Consider the following 17,760-nt stretch of genomic DNA (forward strand, 5'->3'; position numbering starts at 1 on the left):
GAGGCTCTTCACGTAAACTCCGATGATTAGTAACCAGCCCCCCCGGACACGCAATCTTCTGACTGCAAAAGAACCGTATCACAGGCTTGTAAGTTACCGCGCCGACCAATTGACTCGTTAGCGTAACGATGCGGATCAGGCTTTGTGACTCTATGTTCACCAGGCGATCCGGTCCCCATTCTGCGCGATCAGCACAGAGTGAACCGGACACCCATCGAAATGAGTGGAGCTAAGGGGACTCGAACCCCTGACCCCCACACTGCCAGTGTGGTGCGCTACCAGCTGCGCCATAGCCCCGCGTTGTCGTGCTCATCGAAGCTACACCACAGCCGCACCAAGGTTCAAAACAGCTACTCAGTTGGCCTGCGTTCAGGCCGGATGCTGGGTCTGATGCAGTCCGTAGGGCACCGCGTCGAGCAGCGTCACCGTCACGTTGGCCCCGCTGGGCACCTGGTAACTGCGCTCCTCTCCCGGCCGGGCTCCGGTGATCGCCATGCCCAGCGGCGACTGCGGCGAGTAGACCTCCAACCCGCTCTGGTCGTCATCGCGCACCCCGAGCAGGAAGGTCTCGGTGTCTCCGTCGCTGTAGCGCACGGTGAGCACCATGCCGGGCTCGGCGACCCCGTCGTCCGGCGGGTCCTCTCCGACGACCGCGACCGCCAGCAGGTCGTGTATCTGGTGGATACGAGCTTGGCGAGCCTTTTGATCATTGATATCTTCACCGCCCGAAACATCCTGCGGTGCAGACAGTTCCGCCAGCTCCGCCAGCAGCCGGTCCTTGGCCTGCTGGGTCATCCAGACACCGTTCGTATCAGTCATCGACAGTTCTCCTTCACAACAGCACTTGGTTCGAAAAATTCACCGACCCGAGCGGGTCAGCGCAAGGGATCGAGTTCACGCAGCACGGCGGACTGTTTGCCGGTGGTGATCTGCTCGGCCAACAATCGGCCCGTCACCGGACCGTGCGTCATGCCCCACATGCCATGCCCACCGGCGACGTAAACGGTGCGCGAACACACCTCCCCCACCAGGGGCCGCCCGTCGGGGCTGACCGGGCGGGGACCCACCCACACGTCGGAGCGCTCATCCCAGCGGACACCGTCGAGCAGGGGGCGGGTGGCGGCGACGATGGCTTCGATGCGGGCCGGGACGACCGGGGCGTCGGGGTCGCCGAACTCCATGGTTCCGGCGACCCGAAGCCTGGCATTCAACGGCGTGCAGGCCACCCGGGCATCGGGCAGGTAGATCGGCCCGGTGACCGGCCCGTCGACCGGCACGGAGAAGGAGTAGCCCCGCCCGGCCCGCACCGGCACGCGGACCCAGCGCGCTGCCAGCCGCGACAGCCAGGCACCGCTGGCTATCACCGCCGCATCGGCTGTCAAAGTGGTGCCGTCGCTGCTGGTCACGGCCACCCCATCACCGCGGGGCGACACGTCGGCGACGTCGAGAACATGCAGGACGGCGCCGCGCTGCACCACCGTGCGCCCCAGCGCGGTCACGAACCGGCCGGGGTCGAGGAAGCGCTGGCCGTCGATCTGCACCCCGGCAGCGACCGCCGAGGACGCCAGCGGCACCCGCTCGGCCAGTGCGGCACCGGTCAGTTCGGTGCCGAACACCGGCTGGCCGGCCTCGGAGAACCGGCGCAACTCGTCGAGCAGTCGCTCGGCGTCAGCCGAGGTACGGAAGATCGCGGTGATGGGCGCATCGGTGACCGGGGCGTCTACCCCGTTGGCGAGCAGAACGTCATAGGCCTCAATGCATTCCGCGCTCAGAGGCGCGTTGGCCTGCACTGCGCGGCGCCAGGCCGCGGGACGACTGTTCGCCGCGAAGCGCGCCAAGAACGCCCACAGTGCCGGGCCGGCGTTGAGTGGCACCTGCAGCGGTGCGGACCGGCTCAGCAGGGACCGCAGCCCGAAACGCAGGTTGGCGGGTTCGTTAAGCGGAATCGCCAGTGCGGGGGAGATCCAGCCGGCGTTGCCCCACGAGGATCCGGCCGCCACCCCGACACGGTCGACCACGGTGACTTCAACACCGCGCTCCTGCAGAAACCAGGCGGTGGACAACCCGACGACGCCGGCGCCCACCACGATCACCGATCGTGGTGCGCCGTCGATTCGGTCGGGTGCACCCATCACTCCATGATGCGACTGTCCTCAGACACCCGGTTTAACCGAATCGCACAACAGCAGCGTCACTGTTTGTCGAGTTCCGACATGTCACCCGCCGCGAGCTCGATCATCGCCGCGAATCGGGTCCGCGGATCCTCCAACCCCAGTGGCGTCACCTCGGCCATCTTGCGCAGCCGGTAGCGGACTGTGTTCTCGTGCACGCCCAGCTGCTCAGCGGCCCGGGCCAAGTCGCCTTGGGCGTCGAGCCAAGCGCGCAGCGTGGACACATAGGGCGTGTGGTGGGCCGCGTCGTGGTGACGTAGCTCTGCGACCGGCCCGCGGGTGGGCACCCGCCCGGCTCGCGCCGCGGTGTGCAGCCGGCGCAGCACGACCTCGTCCCAGGACTCGTCGTAGGCCGGCGGAACGCTCCCGGGCGGGCCGGCTTCGTGCAGCGTGAGGCATTCCTCGGCCTCGCGGCGCGCGGCGGCCAGCTCGGTGACCGTGGCGACCGCACTGATCCCGGCCCACACGCTGGCGTGCGGTGGCAGGGCGCCGGCCAGGACTCGCAGCCACTGCCGAGCCGCGGCGGCGTCCGCAGCGGGCAGCAAGGTGTAGACAGTGTTGGCGGCCAGGGCGCTGCGACCTGGGCGTGACCACCCGAAGCCCGTGGTGACGGCCTCGAAAGCCAGCAGCAGCCCGGCGTGCGGTTGCGTGGCGATCCGGGTGTGCACGGCGATCACCCGCAACGAAGCCTGCGGCAGGCCCAGCCTGGCGACCAGGGCGACAGCATCGTCCGGCTCCGTCTGCTCATCCAAAAGTCTGGTTACCCAGTCGGATTCGACTTGCCGCTCCAGATCAGCACTGGCCCGTGACCGCAGCACGTGCAATGCCACCGTGCGAGCACCGTCGCCCAGTGCGGTCAGCTGGTCACCTTTCAACGGGCCCGGGCAGGCCACCCATACCGCGCCCAGCGTCTCCCGGCCGGCACGCACCGCCACCACCATGCGGCCGGTCAAGCCGTACTCGGGGTCGGCCGCGACGAACAGCGGCTCGTCCTTGATATCCAAATGCGCTAATACGCCTTGCTTTTCGAACAACTCGCGAAGCGGCTCGGACTCCTGCCGGTTCAGGATTGTCGCCGACCGCGCCGGGTCGGCGTGCCGCTGTCCACGCGAGTAGGCCAGCACCCTGCCCAGCTGATCCTCGATGGTGACCGCACCGCCCACCGCTTCGGCGAGACTGTCGGCCACAGCGAAAAGATCCGTTGGCCCACGGCCCGACTCGGTCTCACGACCTTCGAGCACCAGTCCGTAGACCACCGCGGCCAACTCGCTCCAGGACACCGCTGCGTCCACCACCAGCACGGCAAGCGACTCACCCTCGCCCACGAACGAGGTCTTGTCGTCGACGTCGCGCACCAGAACCGCGACGGCCTTGGCGGCCACCGCCCAGCGCACCGCCTCCTTTACCGAGCGGGCGCCGACCGCCAACAGGACGTCGCCGACAACGACGCGCTCACCGGTCACCTCGTGCATCACGACACTGCTCAGCCGCGTCGTCCTCGGGATGGAGCAGAACCTCAGCCGAACCCCGTAGCTGCCCACCACGTTGACCAGCCGGTCCAGTGTCACCATCAACCGAGCCTAGCCAGGTCGCGTCGGCCAGCCCGCCGATCGGGTCGCTGTCCCTGGTCTCCGGTGCCCACAGCCACGTGAGCGCCGCCACCAGCAACACCGCACCGCTGACCGCAAAACCCCACTCGAAGGACATCCGCTCGGCGATCTGGCCGACCACAAACGAACCCACGATCGACCCGAAATCAGCCATCATCTGATAGGTCGCCACCGCCGTGCCCGCCCGGGCCTGGTTGCCGACCAAGTCGGAGATGACGGCTTGCTGCGGCGACCCGTAGATACCCGATGCCACCCCGGTCAGATACGCCACCACCAAGAACACCACCAGCGATGCGCTCGCGCCCAGCAAGACTGTCGTTACGCCCGACGCGGCCAGCCCGGCGATCAGCAGCCCCTTGCGACCGATCCGGTCGGAGAGCTGACCGCTGGGCAGTACCGCGCAGACGTTGCCGACCCCTACCACCGCCAGCGTCAGGCCGGCGAAGGCGGCACCGCGGCCCAGGACTTCGGTGACGAACAACGGCACCAACGCGACCCGCAGACCGAAGACCGACCAGCCGGTGGCGAAGTTCGCCAACAACGCTGAGCGGTACGCGCGATTGCCCAGCGCCGTCCGCACCGACACCGTCGGCCCCTCCGATTCGGCCGCTTCGGCCAGATGTGAGTGGCGCAGGCTGACGAAGACGCCGGTGGCCGTCACGATCAACACCGAACCGTAGAACAAGAACGGCGCGCTGAGGCCGAAACCTGCCGTCAGACTGCCCAACACCGGTCCGCCCACCGTGCCCAGCAGGAACGCAGTGGCAAACAACCCCGCGACTCGGCCGCGAGCGTCCTCCGGGCTGATCCGGATCATCAGGCCCACCGCGGCGATGAAGAACATCGTCGATCCGACGCCGCCGAGCGCACGGAAGAACAGCAACTGGCCGTAGTTCTGCACGAAGGCACAGGCCGTGGTCGACACCGAGACGATCAACAGGCCCGCCACGTACACCCAGCGCTCGCCCAGCCGTTGAATGAGCAGTCCGCTGACCGGCGCGAAGAGCAATCGTGTCAGCGCGAACGCGGTGATGAGGAATGTAGTCGCGGAGATGCTCACCCCGAAATGACGCGCATAGACCGGCAGTACCGGGGATACCAGTCCGTAGCCAAGCGCGATCAAGAAGTTCGCGACGAGCAGTACCCAGATCTCCCGCTGCAGCCGCGGTCGAGCGGCCGGAGAGTCTGAGGTCACCCGATAACTTTAGACAGCCTCGGTAATCTCTGACTCGGGAGGCTTGATCATGAACGATGCGGTCGACGCGCGCCCCGATCACCCGTCGCAGCGGCCGATTCCGGTGCAGCTGTGGGAGCAGTGGGGCGCGTTCAAACCGTTCGCGGTAGCCGGCGCCACCGCGATCGTGGTCGGTGGCGCGATAGCCGCCGCCATCGCGGCCCCTGCGCCCACCCGTCACGGGGTCTGGGCGGTGGCCTACCTGGTTCTGGTACTCGGGGCCGGCCAACTGGTGATCGGATCCGGCCAAGCACTGCTGCCGGCCACCTCGCCGTCACCTCGCGAAGCAACGCTGGGTGCCGCGGCGTTCAACCTGTCCGGCGCCGCCATCGTGGTCGGCGTCGTCACCGACCACGTCGCGGTGTTCTATGCGGGTTCTGGGCTGCTGTTCATCGTGCTGGCCTGGTGGCTCTACCGGGTTCGGCGCAGCACGCGTCGGGGTTGGGCCCTGCTCGCCTACCGGCTTTTCCTGGCGGCATTGGTGGTGAGCATTCCGATTGGGATGGCGATCACCACCGCGGGGCGCAGCTAGTTCACTGTCGGGCCAACAGCTTGGCCAACACCTCCGCGTGACTTCCCTCCACGTCCCGGCTCGCCGTCACCAGGGTGACAGTCTTCTTGCCGCGGGCCAGAGCGCGCAGGCCGGCGAACCCGGCGGCCCCCTTCGCGGTCTGCAGTTCGTCTTCGTAGCGGCTGACGAACTGGTCGAAACGCTCGGGCTGATGGTTGTACCAATGGCGCAGTTCGTTCGACGGCGCGGCGTCTTTGTACCAGTGCCCCACCCGCGGGTCGTCCTTGCGGAAGCCCCGCGGCCACAGCCGATCGACAAGGATCCGTTCACCATCCTCGGCACGGGGTTCGTCGTACACACGGGCGACCCGGAACGTGGTTTTGGGACTCATACCCCAGGTTATCGCCGGCGCACAGCGCCTGTCCGCCGCCGTTCTCATCACCCGCAACGCCGTCGAAGTTAGCTTAGGCAATGCTATCTTGACATTATTTACAGTTTCGCTCGTAGAAATTGGTGTCGGCGTGAACGGTAGTTGGATCGCATCTCCCCCGGAGGTGCATTCCGCGTTGTTGAGCAGCGGGCCGGGCCCCGGTGCCCTGCTGGCCTCCGCCGGTGCCTGGTCGGCGCTGAGCAGCGAATATTCTGCCGCGGCCGCTGAACTGATCGCCGTGCTGGGCGCCGTCGGGTCAGCGGCCTGGCACGGCCGGAGCGCCGTCAGCTACACCACGGCGCACGTGCCCTACCTGCAGTGGCTGACGCGCGCCAGCATCGATAGCGCCCGCACCGGCACCGAACACGAAGTCGTCGCCGCCGCCTACAACACCGCCCTGGCCGCCATGCCGACCATGGCAGAGCTGGCGCTCAACCACACCATTCACGGCGTGCTGACCGCCACGAACTTCTTTGGCATCAACACCATCCCGATCGCACTCAACGAGGCCGACTACGCCCGCATGTGGGTGCAGGCGGCCACCGTCATGGCGACCTACGAGGCGACGTCCGGCGCTGCCCTGGCGTCGCTGCCCGTCGCGGACCCCGCGCCGCCGATCCTGGCCGCCGACAACGGAACCGGTAACAACGACGACGAGCCGACGGATCCGATCGAGGAAGCCAACCGCTGGTTCTGGTTCATCTTCTGGAACATCGTGTTCTGGTCAACGCTCCTGTTCATCGTGACGATTCCAGTTCGGATCCCGATCGTGCTGCCGTTGCTGATCAACGCCATCAACGACTTCATCGCATCGATGCAGGTGCCACCGCCGGAGCCGGTCATCGAACAGCCCGCGCCACAGCCCGTCCCGATGCGGCGCCCGATCGTGGCCCGACCGGCCCATGAGCCGGTCGCCTTCGGCGTCGGTGTCGCGAGCGGTATCGCCGGTTCGGCGGGGACCTCCGCCGGCCTGGCAAGCGCAGCGACCACCGGGCCAGCACTACCGGCAGGCGGCGCCGAGACGTTGGCCTATCTGGTGACCGGGGGCCACGCCGAAGGCTTCGGGCCCAGCCTGACCGGCCGCGACCAGTCCAGGGCTCCAGCCGCCGGCGCTTCCACGGCGGTCTCGGCTCGCGCGCCGGCAGCTCGCGCACCGCTGCGGTCGCGCCTGCGGCGCCGTGACCAGATCAAGGAATACGCCCACGCCACCATGACGCTGGGTGCCGCCGACGACTACGAAACGCCCGACGAGACAACGACACCCGCCTGCTCGGAATCCGGGGCAGGAGCACTGGGGTTCACCGGGACAGCTCAGCGAAGCGACGCGGGAGCAGCAGGACTGGCCCGGTTGCGCGGCAACGCTTTCGGAGCCGGCCCGGCGATACCGCTGTTGCCCGAGACTTGGGATCACGACTCTGACGAGCGGGCGCCCTCTTAGTCGCGTGCCCGCGAACCGAACCGACGCCGCCCTCGTGCTGCGAAGGCACGCATGGCCCCCAGTGCGATCGCCATCCGGCGTTTCGACGACGGGTACCACAGCAATTCGGACTTCTGAGTGGGCAGCCGCGGCGACGTAATCGCTTGCTGCCGACAATATTTGATGATTCCGGAAGCGCCACCGGCGCGGTAGCCGATGCCGGATTCTTTCCAGCCGCCCATCGGCAGCCCCGGACAGAAGACATTGACCAACGCGTCGTTGACGTTCACCGCGCCCACTTCCAGCCGACGCGCCAGCCGCTCGCCGCGGCGCCTATCGCCTGTCCACACCGTGGCCGACAATCCGTACGGTGAGTCGTTGGCCAGCCGGATGGCCTCGGTCTCGTCAGCGACCTTGATGACGGGCAGGGTCGGCCCGAAGGTCTCTTCGGTCATGCACGTCATGGACGAGTCGACGTCGGCGATCACGGTCGGGGCGAAGTAGGTTCCCACACCGGTCGCCTTGCCGCCTGCGACCACTCGAGCACCCGCGGCCGTCGCCTCGTCGACATGGCGTGCCACGATGTCGCGTTGCGCCGCGGTCGCCATGGCGCCGGTGTCCTTGTCCTGGCCCTGCTGCACGTCACCGACCCGGGCCGCCAGCTTGGCGACGAATTCGTCATAGACCGGCGCTTCGACGTAGACCCGCTCCACCGACACGCAGACCTGGCCGGAGTTGAACATCCCGCCCCACGCGATGCCGTTGGCGGCGCGGTCGAGGTCGGCGTCGGCCAACACGATCGCCGGGTCCTTACCGCCGAGCTCCAGACCGTAGGGAATCAACCGTTGCGCGCACGCCACCGCGACCTTGCGCCCGGTGGCCGTCGACCCGGTGAACTGCAGGAAGTCGGCGTGCTCGATCAGCGCCTGGCCGGTGTCGCCGTAGCCGGTGGTCAGGCCGAGCACCGGCGGTGCACCGATCTCGGCCCAACCGCGCACGAACTCGACCGCCGACAGCGGCGTCACTTCGGAGGGTTTGAGCAGCACGGCCGCGCCGGCCGCCAAAGCCGGCGGAATGTCAAGGCCGGGCATCGCGAACGGGAAGTTCCACGGCGTGATGACCCCGACCAGCGGGTAGGGACGGTAGGCGGTGGTGAACCGCTTGACGCGATAGAGCGGGCTGTGCGCCTTGGGATGCCGGTCGGCGAGAAACTCCTTGGCGTTCTTGGCCCAGTAGCCGATGGCGTCTGCCGTGGCGACCGCCTCCACGCTGGCGTCGACGTGCGACTTCCCGGTCTCGGAGATCAACACCTCGGTGATGTGATCGGCGTGGTCCAGGATCCAGTCCTGCCAGGCCAACAACCACCGCTTGCGCCCGCTCGGCCCGAGCCCCTCCCACTCCGGTTGGGCTGAAATCAGTTGGGCTGCCTTGGCGGCCACCGTCTGGGGATCGTCGATCGGCACGGTGCCCGACACGGCCCCGGTAGCGGGGTTGTGCACGGTGATCATCGACTCGGCCCTGGATTGCACTGCGGTCATGTCGCGCTCCAATTCAGATCCTGCGGGGAGGCTGTGACCTCGCCGTAGGTGATCGTCGGTTGCTGCCTGGGAATTTGTCAAGGTCAACCGTCGCGGAAACTTTGCCCGAGGCGCCCGGAGTACAGGGAAATCCCTGTATCCGATCGGTGCGAAGTCGCCTACTGTGCGAAATCAGCAGATCGTCACGCTGGGACTGGAGAGGCCGATGACTGATTGGGTATGGACGCGTTCTCGCCGATGGGTTGGGCGCTTCGTCGTCACCACTGCCAAAGCCGTCTCGGCCGGGGCTGCCGCGGGCATCGTCCTCGCCTGTGCACCGATGGCCTGGGCCGACCCGGAGCCCTCAACTCAGCAGGAGCCGGCCGAGAACCAGGAACAGCAGGACGAACAGCAGCAGAAGGGATTCTCGCCGCCGCGGCCCGATGCTCCCGACAACAACCCATCCAACAACAACCCGTCCAACGCCAACCCGCCGAACAACCCCACCAACAACGATGCCTCCAAGAAGGGCGACCTGGCGGACAAGAACTGCTGGATGTACAGCACCGGTCCCGAATGGTTCGCGCCCGGCGCCATGCCCAGGCCGGGGCTTCCCGGGGAGAAGGTCTGGCCCTGCTATTACGTGGCCGGTCTGACGCCGCACTAGGACTCCACTATCCAAGGCAACGCATATCGCGGGTTGGACCGCCGATCTCCCTCATGAAAGTGCCGGTGTTCTATCGGTGGAACCAACGGGGAGAGCGCTATTGGGCGAGGTATCCCCCGTCGACGGGCAACACGGCTCCGGTGATGAAGGAGGCGTCGTCGGAAGCGAGGAAGACGATGGCGCTGGCAACTTCGGCCGGTTCGCCGATACGGCCCATCGGGTGCATGCGTTCGACCGCCGCCACATACTCTGAGCCCCCCGGCTCCTCCGGCAACCGTTTGACTCGCTCGGTGCGAATCGTTCCGGGGGCAACAGCGTTGACTCTGATTCCCCGGTCGGCCCACTCGACCGCCAAGTGCTTGGTCAAACCGGTGGCGATGAACTTGGCCGGCCCGTAGGCCGCCTGTCGCTTCTGCCCGGCCAGTCCCGAGATCGACGAGAGGCACACGATCGCGCCGCCGCCGGTTGACAGCATTGCCTCGATTGCGTATTTGCACGTGAGGAACATGCCGCGGCCGTCGATGGCCATCACGTTGTCCCAGTCGGTGGCGGTCACTTCTTGCGCATCGCCGAGCGGGATGATGCCGGCGTTGGCGACCAGCACATCGAGCCGTCCGAAGCGGTCGATCGCCGCGCCGATCATTCGTTTCGCGTCGCTCTGGACCGAGACGTCGCCGACGACGGTCTCAACCTGCGCCCCGGCGTGCCGCAGTTCCTCGGCGAGCGCCAGTAGCGGCTCGCCTTGAATGTCAGTCACGACCAGACGCGCACCTTCGCGTGCGAAGAGCACGGCGGTGGCCCGACCGATGCCAAGGGCTGCCCCGGTGATCACCGCCGACTTTCCCAGCAGGCGTCCTCGTGCGTCGGCTGCGCCGTCGGTCATCTGCGCGTCATCTCGGTCAACACCGTTCCTACTTCCTTGTGCGCCGAGCTTTCAACGCGACAGATGTCCACTCGATTTCGCGTGAGCGCATGACGGTGCGCAGCGCTGGCACACATCACGATCGAGGCCTCGCCACAGGGCGGGACGCGAACAGGATAAGCCCCAGCGGATCATCTCATCGGCGCAATCGCCACCGTGCAGGTGTAAGCGAGCGCCAGGTGCCTCGGTTGAGGTTGAGCTGGAACGGGGACGGGCCAGGACTTTTCGTCCTGGCCCGTCCCGCTTCGGTGGAGCTGCCGGGAATCGAACCAGACTCAAATTTCGTCCTGACCTGCTAAAACACCAAATATCAGCACGCGAGACGACGCCAACCGACGTGACGCAACCTGCGGATATAGCGAGAGTTGTTGACGGCGTCAACACCATCCAGTCCGAAAACGGTCGTCGTGCTGAGCCTCAGGAACCTGGCTACGCGACGTTCCACACCGGACATACCCTCACCGATCGTAGTCAGGACCCACCGCGCGGGCACGCGCCCGCATACGCGATGCAAGAGAACGGTTCGAACGCCGCAGCAGCGACATGCTGAAGCAGCGGAACGTGCGCGGGCCAGTCCCAGCTCAGCCATCGCGCGACACACAGCCCGGTGACTGTCTCAGCCCCAGCAGTCTTGAGTGCCGCCGCAGCAGACTGCATTGACGTACCGGAGACCCAGGTGTCGTCGACGAGCAACACTCGCCTCCCCTCGACCATCGAACGTGCATGGTCAGGGACTGTAAATCGGCGAGCGTCTGCGCCCCGGGGGTCGTCCAGGTCGCCGCACTCCATGAGCACGCGGGTGATCTGATATGGGCCGCCACGGGCCGGGTCATCGGCGAGGAGTCGCGCTACGTTACGAGCAATACCCGCGACGGGATGACCTCCGGCATGCGAATGCCGTGATGGCACGAAGGTCGCGGCATCCCACTCACGGCCGTCCTCGGCATTACGCACACATCCGTCATGGAGGGCGGTGACAAGGTTGGTGAGCAGATGCACGTCCTCGACGCTGCGCTGTGGTGGCGACTCGGACTTGTACTGGCGCATCGTCTGTGCACTCTGGGATCTGCCGCCGGGGTTGTGACCGTCGGCGTAGGCGAGGAAGAACGTGTGATCGCAGGTCAGCCCATTGAGCGCAATGTCCGTCGCCTGGCACCGCTGGCACAGTGTCCCCGTAGCCGGTCCACGGCAGGTCGGACAGATGCCCGGGCCAGGGCCGACGATGGTGTGAAAGTAGGCGATGCGGCCGAGTACGCCACTGATTTCACTGCGTAGTTCGGCCTCGTGACGCGGATCGGTCACCAGGCAGTGCCCGCAGGCACTGGCGCGAGGCGATCCCGCACCGAGTCCTCCGCCGCGGCTATCTGCTCTAGCCGCTCAATCGCCTCGTATGCGGTATCCACGACGAACACGCCGGGGCGATCCACCAGCGCCCGGCCCCATGTGGTGGTCTCGGCAACGCTGCGACGCAGCACTAGACGCCGACCGTGCGCGACTGCTTCAAGGGCTTGGTGCTTAGTTCCGGACTGCTCCGAGGCGTCCGCGATCACCGTTACCTGTACGTAAGCGCTCATGGTCTTATTGCGAGCAGGGAATGCCCACTTGGCTCCCCGAAAACCGGGGAGAAATTGGGTCAGCACGAGCCCACGTTCGGCAACGGTTGCCTGGAGCGCAGCATTCGTCACGGGATAGGCCTGATCGAGGCCGGTGCCGATGACTGCAACTACGCGGCCACCCAGGTCCAGGGCGGCAGCCATAGCCGCGGTATCGATGCCCTCCGCGAGCCCCGAGACAATTGTTACGTCGTGCGCTGCCAGACCGGTAGCGACGCCACGGGCGAATTCGAGCCCGGCACGCGAAGCGTGACGGGACCCGACGATTGCGACAGCGTAGTCGTCTACAGCGAGGGAACCCTCCGCCATCAGTAACGCGGGAGGCCGTCGCGCTGCGCGGACGCGGTCCGGGTAGTCCGGGTCGAGAACCGTGAGAACCTTCCATCCGCGTGCATGCCACTGCGCGATGTCCTGAGTGGCGGTGTCGCGGTCCGGCTCCATACCTGGTGCTGGTATCAGTGCAGCTGCGAAATATGCATCCCAAACCTGCTCAGCGGAGCCGTCGTCGAGCAGGATCTCGCCGAGCTCACCCTGCTTCATCGTCTTGGGCGGTGTGCGCATCAACGCCACAACGGTGGCGGCAGCGGCGTAGTTCATGATTACTGCACCTCCATCCTGTCGTTGCCCACACACTCGGGCAATGATCCACCTAGTGCGAAGGCTAGCCCGCCGAGCCGCCGCGCATGACGCGACACGGTTGCCAGGCCCAATAATCGCAGGTTAGGCCGGGCCACCGACATGATGATGTGGATGTCAGCATCGGCGAGACTGAGTCAGGTCCGATAGGCGCGAAATCCGTGTCGGGCGACCTACGGCCAACCATGATCAGGGCCACGCCACCGCCTCTGCCTCGTATCCTCCATCCATGACCTTCCCCTCCGGATCGCGTTGATGACCGCACAGAACAATCCGGCCCGGCTGGAGGACCTGCAGCCCGGCGTGAGGCTCTCCGGCTTACTCCCCGAGCCGGTGACGGTCCTGGCGGTCACTCAGAACGGTCCGGACGCGGTGACGGTCACCCTCCAGGCCGTGAACGGTGATCTGGGCCAGCGCTTGCTGTACCGGGCTGATGAGGCCCGCCTGGCGGTGGTGCCGCCAGAGTCGCGGTGGCCGTTTGATGCCGACCCGTTGGAGTTCCGGTTGGCGGCGGAGGCGTTGCGGATCCGGATGGCTGGGCTGCATGACCCGATGGTCGCGGTCTCCACCAGCGCGGTGGACCCGCTGCCTCACCAGATCCGCGCCGTCTACGGGGAGCTGTTGCCGCGCACCCCGCTGCGGTTCCTGCTCGCCGACGATCCCGGTGCTGGCAAGACGATCATGGCCGGGCTCTACGCCAAGGAGCTGATGCTGCGTGGCGATCTGACCCGCATGTTGATCGTCGCCCCGGGTGGGCTGGTGGAGCAGTGGCAGGACGAGCTGGCCACCAAGTTCGGGATGACTGCGGAGTTGTTGTCGCGGGAGATGATCAACTCCCAGGTCGACGCCAACCCGTTCACCCGTCACCCGCTGTTGATCGCTCGGATGGACCAGCTGGCCCGAAACGACGACCTGCTCACCCTGCTCGACGATTCGGAGTGGGATCTCATCGTCGTCGACGAGGCACACCGGATGTCGGCGAACTGGTGGGCCGGGGAGCTCGACACCACCCGCCGCTACGAACTCGGCCAACGCCTCGACCGGATCACCCGACATCTGCTGTTGATGACCGCCACCCCGCACTCGGGCAACGAGGCCAGCTTCCAAGCCTTCATGGCCCTGCTCGACCCCGACCGGTTCGAAGGCGAATACCGCTCCGGGGCGCACTCCACCGACACCTCGGGGCTGATGCGCCGCATGGTCAAAGAGGAGCTGCTCACCTTCGACGGCAAGCCGCTGTTCCCGGAGCGCATCGCCCAGACCGTCCCCTACGAGCTATCCCCGGCGGAGAAGAACCTCTACGAAGAGGTCACCCGCTATGTGCGCGAGGAGATGAACCGCGCCGAGCGCCTCGGCAGCGACAACCCCCGCGCCCGCACCGTCGGCTTCGCCCTGACCGTCCTGCAGCGCCGCCTAGCGTCGAGCACCCACGCGATCCTGCGGTCGCTGCAGCGCCGCCACGAGCGGCTGCAGGCCAAGCGCCGCGAGATGCTCGACCCCAAGTACAGCGCCGTCGAGGACGACCTGGCCGCCCTGAACACCTGGGATCGCCTCAATGACCCCGACGAACTAGACGCCGAGGAGACCGAACGGCTCGAAGAGACCGTCGTTGACGCGGCCACCGCCGCCCAGACGATCGCCGAACTCGACATCGAGATCGCCCAGCTCGACCAGCTCGTCGGCCTGGCCCGCCAGGTGCGCGATTCCGGGGAGGACCGCAAATGGGGCGAGCTGCGCACCCTGCTGCTCGACGACCCGCTGCTGCGCGCCGAGGACGGCCGGCCGCGCAAGCTGATCATCTTCACCGAACACCGCGACACCCTGAACTACCTGACCGCCCAAGTCCGCAACGTCCTAGGCCGAGAAGACGCAGTAGTGACCATTCACGGCGGCACCCGCCGTGAAGAGCGTCGGGTGATCCGGGAGAACTTCACCCACAACCCCGACACCCGCGTGCTGGTGGCCACCGACGCCGCCGGGGAAGGCCTGAACCTGCAGGCCGCGCACCTGATGATCAACTACGACCTGCCGTGGAACCCCAACCGCATCGAGCAGCGCTTCGGGCGCATCCACCGCATCGGGCAGAAAAACGTCTGCCGCCTGTGGAACCTCGTCGCCGACGACACCCGCGAAGGCCAAGTCTTCACCCGGCTGCTGGAGAAAATGGAGACCCAGCGCCGCGCTTACGGGGGCCGCCTGTTCGACGTGCTCGGCGATGCCTTCAAGGACGTGCCGCTGCGGAAACTGCTGATGGAGGCGATCCGCTACGGTGATGACCCCGCCCGCCAAGCTGAACTGAACCGGATCGTCGACGCCGAGGTCGCCAAGGGCTGCACCGACCTGATAGCCGAACGCGCCCTCGCGCGCGAGTCGCTGTCGGCGCAGGAGCTGGACCGGTTGCGCCGCCAGATGGACGAAGCTCGGGCCCGTCGCCTGCAGCCGCACTATGTGGAGTTGTTCTTCCGGGATGCGTTCAAACGCGCCGGGGGCCGCATCGCCCGCCGCGAGGCCGGGCGCTACGAGATCGCCAACGTGCCCGCCGCCTTGCGCCACCGCCAACGCCCGGGTGCGGCGGTGCCGATCACCACCCGCTACGAGCGGGTCACCTTCGACACCGAACACGTCGACGCCGACGACGCCACCCGCGCTGAACTGCTCGCTCCTGGCCATCCGCTTCTGGACACCGTCCTCGACGCCACGATCGAAGCTCACCGTGGTGCCCTGGAATCGGGAGTGGTGCTGTTCGACCCCGCCGATCCCGGCACCGAACCGCGGTTGATCGTCGCGCTGACCGCCGAGATCGTCGACGGCACCGGCACAGTCGTGTCGAAACGCTTCGAGTTCATCACCCTTACCCCCAGCGGCGGGGCCGCGGTGTCGGGACCGGCCCCGTACCTGGACCTGCAGCCCCTCCCGGATTTCGCGCAGGCCGCTGCCAAGAGTGTGCTGTCCGGGCAGTGGTTGACCGGCGGGGTGGATCAGCTCGCGGCCTCGTGGGCGATCACCCACGCCCAGCCCGAGCACCTGGAGCAGGTGCGGGAGCGGCTGGTACCGCTGATCGACAAGACCCGTGCCGCCGTGCAGTCCCGGCTGACCCAGCAGATCAACTACCTCTACGCCGAGGCCACCCGCCTGCGCGACACCCCCACCAGTGGCAGGCCTGGTCGGCCCCGTAAGCAGCGGCAGAGCCCGGACAAGCTGGAGGCGCGCGCCGCTGACCTCGAAGCCCGGCTGCAGCTGCGCCTGGCCGCGTGTGCCGCCGAGGCCCAGTTGGCGGCCAGCCCACCGATGGTGATCGGCGCAGCCCTGGTCATCCCCGCCGGACTCGTCGGCGGCCAAGCCGCCACCCACGCTCGCGAAACCGCCGCAGTGGAGCGCCGCGCCGTCGACATGGTGCTCGCCGCCGAGCGAGCGCTGGGGCGTGAGCCGGTGGAGATGCCGCACAACAACCCCGGCTACGACATTCACTCCACCACCGCCGACGGGCAGTCGGTGTTCATCGAGGTCAAGGGCCGCATCGCCGGTGCCGACGATGTCACGATCACCCTCAACGAAGTACTGCTCGGCAAGAACGTGCCCGCCACACACCGCCTGGCCTTGGTGCAGGTCAGTCCGGACGGGCCAGACAAGGATCAGCTGCGGTATCTGGCCGGACACTTCGGCAGCATCAATCTCGGCGACCTGGCTGTTGCCGACGTACGGCTGGACTGGACGAAGACTTGGGCCAAAGGCACCGACCCTTGCTAGTCCGCCTCGACAGGGTGGTCAGGTCGGGGCGCTCCATGTCGGTATCCGACGTGCCGAACGCGATCGGGGCGGATGTGTCCGTTGCCGCTGTTACGGTGCCACCAAACCGAATCAAGCTGGCAGCCACAGGAGATCTCCCCCAGATGCCCCGCACTTCCCCCGACTTTGACCACCTAGCAGCCTTCGGTCGTGTGTTGCGCGGATGGCCGGCATGAGCGCTCCGAAGCGGAAGTTGATCGAGGTCGGGATTCCCCTCAAGACGATCAACGAGGAGTCCGCGCGGGAGAAGTATGTCCGCTACGGCCACCCCTCCACCCTGCATCTGTGGTGGGCACGCCGACCGCTTGCCACTGCCCGCGCGGTGCTGTTCGCCCAGCTGGTTGACGACCCCTCCTCACACCCGGAGAAGTTCCCCACCGACGAGGCCGTCATCACCGAGCGCAAGCGGCTGCACGACATCATCGAACGGCTGGTGGTGTGGGAAAACTCCAACGACGAAAAACTGCTGGCCCAGGCACACCAGGAGATTCTGGAATCGACCGGCGGGAACCCGCCACCGATCCTCGACCCGTTCGCCGGGGGCGGCACCATCCCGCTGGAAGCCGAAAGGTTGGGGCTGGAGGCGCATGCCTCCGACCTCAATCCGGTCGCGGTGCTGATCAACAAAGCGCTCATCGAGATTCCGCCGAAGTTCGCCGGACAGCCACCGGTATCCCCGGAAGTCGCCAGAGACCAGTTGGCGCACTCGTGGCCGCGGGCTACCGGTCTAGCCGAAGATGTGCGCCGGTATGGGCAGTGGATGCGCGACCAAGCCGTGAAGCGCATCGGCCATCTGTACCCCAAAGCCACCCTGCCCGACGGCACTCAGGCCACCGTGATCGCCTGGATCTGGGCGCGTACCGTCACCTGCCCCAACCCGGCCTGCGGCATCGCCATGCCCCTCGTGCGGACTTGGTGGCTCGGCAAGAAGAAGGGCAAAGAGGCCTATGTCATCCCGACCGTGGTCGACAACAAGGTCCGGTTCAACATCGGCCGCCCCTGCGTGTCAGGGTGAGTTGAGTCCAGTAGTTCATAGCAAATCGGCCTGTAGCAGGGCGAGATACGGATCAACACACCATGACCAGTTCCATGATTATGTCGGTGATCGACAATGAGCGGATGGATCCAGTCCACCCTCGGGCCGATGGGCCACGACGGCGGCGTGCGTTCACCGCCGCGGAGAAGCTTGCCCACCTGGCCGCCTACGAGCAGGCCTGCGAGCACGGCGACGGCGGCGCCTATTTGC

The 17,760-nt window shown here is 66.9% G+C and carries 13 protein-coding genes, 1 tRNA gene and 1 pseudogene; 5 read left to right on the forward strand and 10 right to left on the reverse strand.

Annotated elements, in window-relative coordinates:
* Positions 1-224: 224 nt before the first annotated feature.
* The 5 genes from EJK91_RS02935 to EJK91_RS02955 form a co-directional block, all read right to left on the reverse strand.
* A tRNA-Ala gene (locus EJK91_RS02935) sits at positions 225-297 on the reverse strand.
* Positions 298-369: 72 nt separating this feature from the next.
* Positions 370-819, reverse strand: coding sequence for a GreA/GreB family elongation factor (locus EJK91_RS02940; protein ID WP_046301487.1), 450 nt, complete (start codon positions 817-819; stop codon positions 370-372).
* A gap of 56 nt (positions 820-875) precedes the next feature.
* A complete protein-coding gene (locus EJK91_RS02945; RefSeq protein WP_125078212.1) occupies positions 876-2,132 on the reverse strand; it encodes an NAD(P)/FAD-dependent oxidoreductase in 1,257 nt (418 codons plus the stop codon).
* 59 nt (positions 2,133-2,191) lie between these two features.
* On the reverse strand, positions 2,192-3,742 hold the full coding sequence (locus EJK91_RS02950; RefSeq protein ID WP_024440274.1) for a PucR family transcriptional regulator: 1,551 nt from the start codon (positions 3,740-3,742) through the stop codon (positions 2,192-2,194).
* Positions 3,624-4,976, reverse strand: a complete 1,353-nt coding sequence (locus tag EJK91_RS02955) for an MFS transporter (RefSeq protein WP_024440275.1) — start codon at positions 4,974-4,976, stop codon at positions 3,624-3,626. The genes EJK91_RS02950 and EJK91_RS02955 overlap by 119 nt, the downstream gene beginning before the upstream one ends.
* 49 nt (positions 4,977-5,025) lie before the next feature.
* On the opposite strand from EJK91_RS02955, the gene EJK91_RS02960 reads away from it, so the two are divergent.
* Entirely contained in the window at positions 5,026-5,547 is a 522-nt protein-coding gene (locus EJK91_RS02960; RefSeq protein WP_052739940.1) for a hypothetical protein, read from the forward strand.
* Between the two features lies 1 nt (position 5,548).
* Here EJK91_RS02960 and EJK91_RS02965 read toward each other — a convergent pair whose 3' ends face one another.
* Positions 5,549-5,917 carry a DUF488 domain-containing protein gene (locus tag EJK91_RS02965; protein WP_024440277.1) on the reverse strand — a complete coding sequence of 123 codons (369 nt, stop codon included), beginning with the start codon at positions 5,915-5,917 and terminating at the stop codon, positions 5,549-5,551.
* 130 nt (positions 5,918-6,047) lie between these two features.
* Here EJK91_RS02965 and EJK91_RS02970 point away from each other — a divergent pair, with 130 nt between their 5' ends.
* A complete protein-coding gene (locus EJK91_RS02970; protein ID WP_125078213.1) occupies positions 6,048-7,394 on the forward strand; it encodes a PPE family protein in 1,347 nt (448 codons plus the stop codon).
* Here the strand turns inward: EJK91_RS02970 and EJK91_RS02975 are convergent.
* Positions 7,391-8,911: an aldehyde dehydrogenase family protein gene (locus tag EJK91_RS02975; protein WP_125078214.1), complete on the reverse strand. Its 1,521-nt coding sequence runs from the start codon at positions 8,909-8,911 to the stop codon at positions 7,391-7,393. The two genes, EJK91_RS02970 and EJK91_RS02975, sit on opposite strands and share 4 nt — an antisense overlap.
* Before the next feature lie 205 nt (positions 8,912-9,116).
* Between EJK91_RS02975 and EJK91_RS02980 the strand changes: the two genes are divergently transcribed.
* Entirely contained in the window at positions 9,117-9,557 is a 441-nt protein-coding gene (locus tag EJK91_RS02980; RefSeq protein ID WP_125078215.1) for a hypothetical protein, read from the forward strand.
* A gap of 97 nt (positions 9,558-9,654) precedes the next feature.
* Here the strand turns inward: EJK91_RS02980 and EJK91_RS02985 are convergent, their stop codons facing one another.
* The 3 genes from EJK91_RS02985 to EJK91_RS02995 form a co-directional block, all read right to left on the reverse strand.
* Positions 9,655-10,440, reverse strand: coding sequence for an SDR family NAD(P)-dependent oxidoreductase (locus EJK91_RS02985; RefSeq protein WP_024442489.1), 786 nt, complete (start codon positions 10,438-10,440; stop codon positions 9,655-9,657).
* A gap of 510 nt (positions 10,441-10,950) precedes the next feature.
* Positions 10,951-11,781: a phosphoribosyltransferase gene (locus tag EJK91_RS02990; protein ID WP_125078216.1), complete on the reverse strand. Its 831-nt coding sequence runs from the start codon at positions 11,779-11,781 to the stop codon at positions 10,951-10,953.
* Positions 11,778-12,689, reverse strand: a complete 912-nt coding sequence (locus tag EJK91_RS02995; protein WP_125078217.1) for a DNA-processing protein DprA — start codon at positions 12,687-12,689, stop codon at positions 11,778-11,780. Before EJK91_RS02995 ends, EJK91_RS02990 begins: the two co-directional genes overlap by 4 nt.
* A 294-nt stretch (positions 12,690-12,983) precedes the next feature.
* Here EJK91_RS02995 and EJK91_RS03000 point away from each other — a divergent pair, with 294 nt between their 5' ends.
* Entirely contained in the window at positions 12,984-16,475 is a 3,492-nt protein-coding gene (locus EJK91_RS03000; protein ID WP_125078218.1) for a helicase-related protein, read from the forward strand.
* A gap of 211 nt (positions 16,476-16,686) precedes the next feature.
* Positions 16,687-17,508 (forward strand): annotated as a pseudogene (locus EJK91_RS03005) (DUF1156 domain-containing protein); the annotation flags it as partial.
* Between the last annotated feature and the right edge of the window lie 252 nt (positions 17,509-17,760).

The organism is Mycobacterium sp. P7213 (genome assembly GCF_900604305.1).
Taxonomy (GTDB): Bacteria; Actinomycetota; Actinomycetes; order Mycobacteriales; family Mycobacteriaceae; genus Mycobacterium.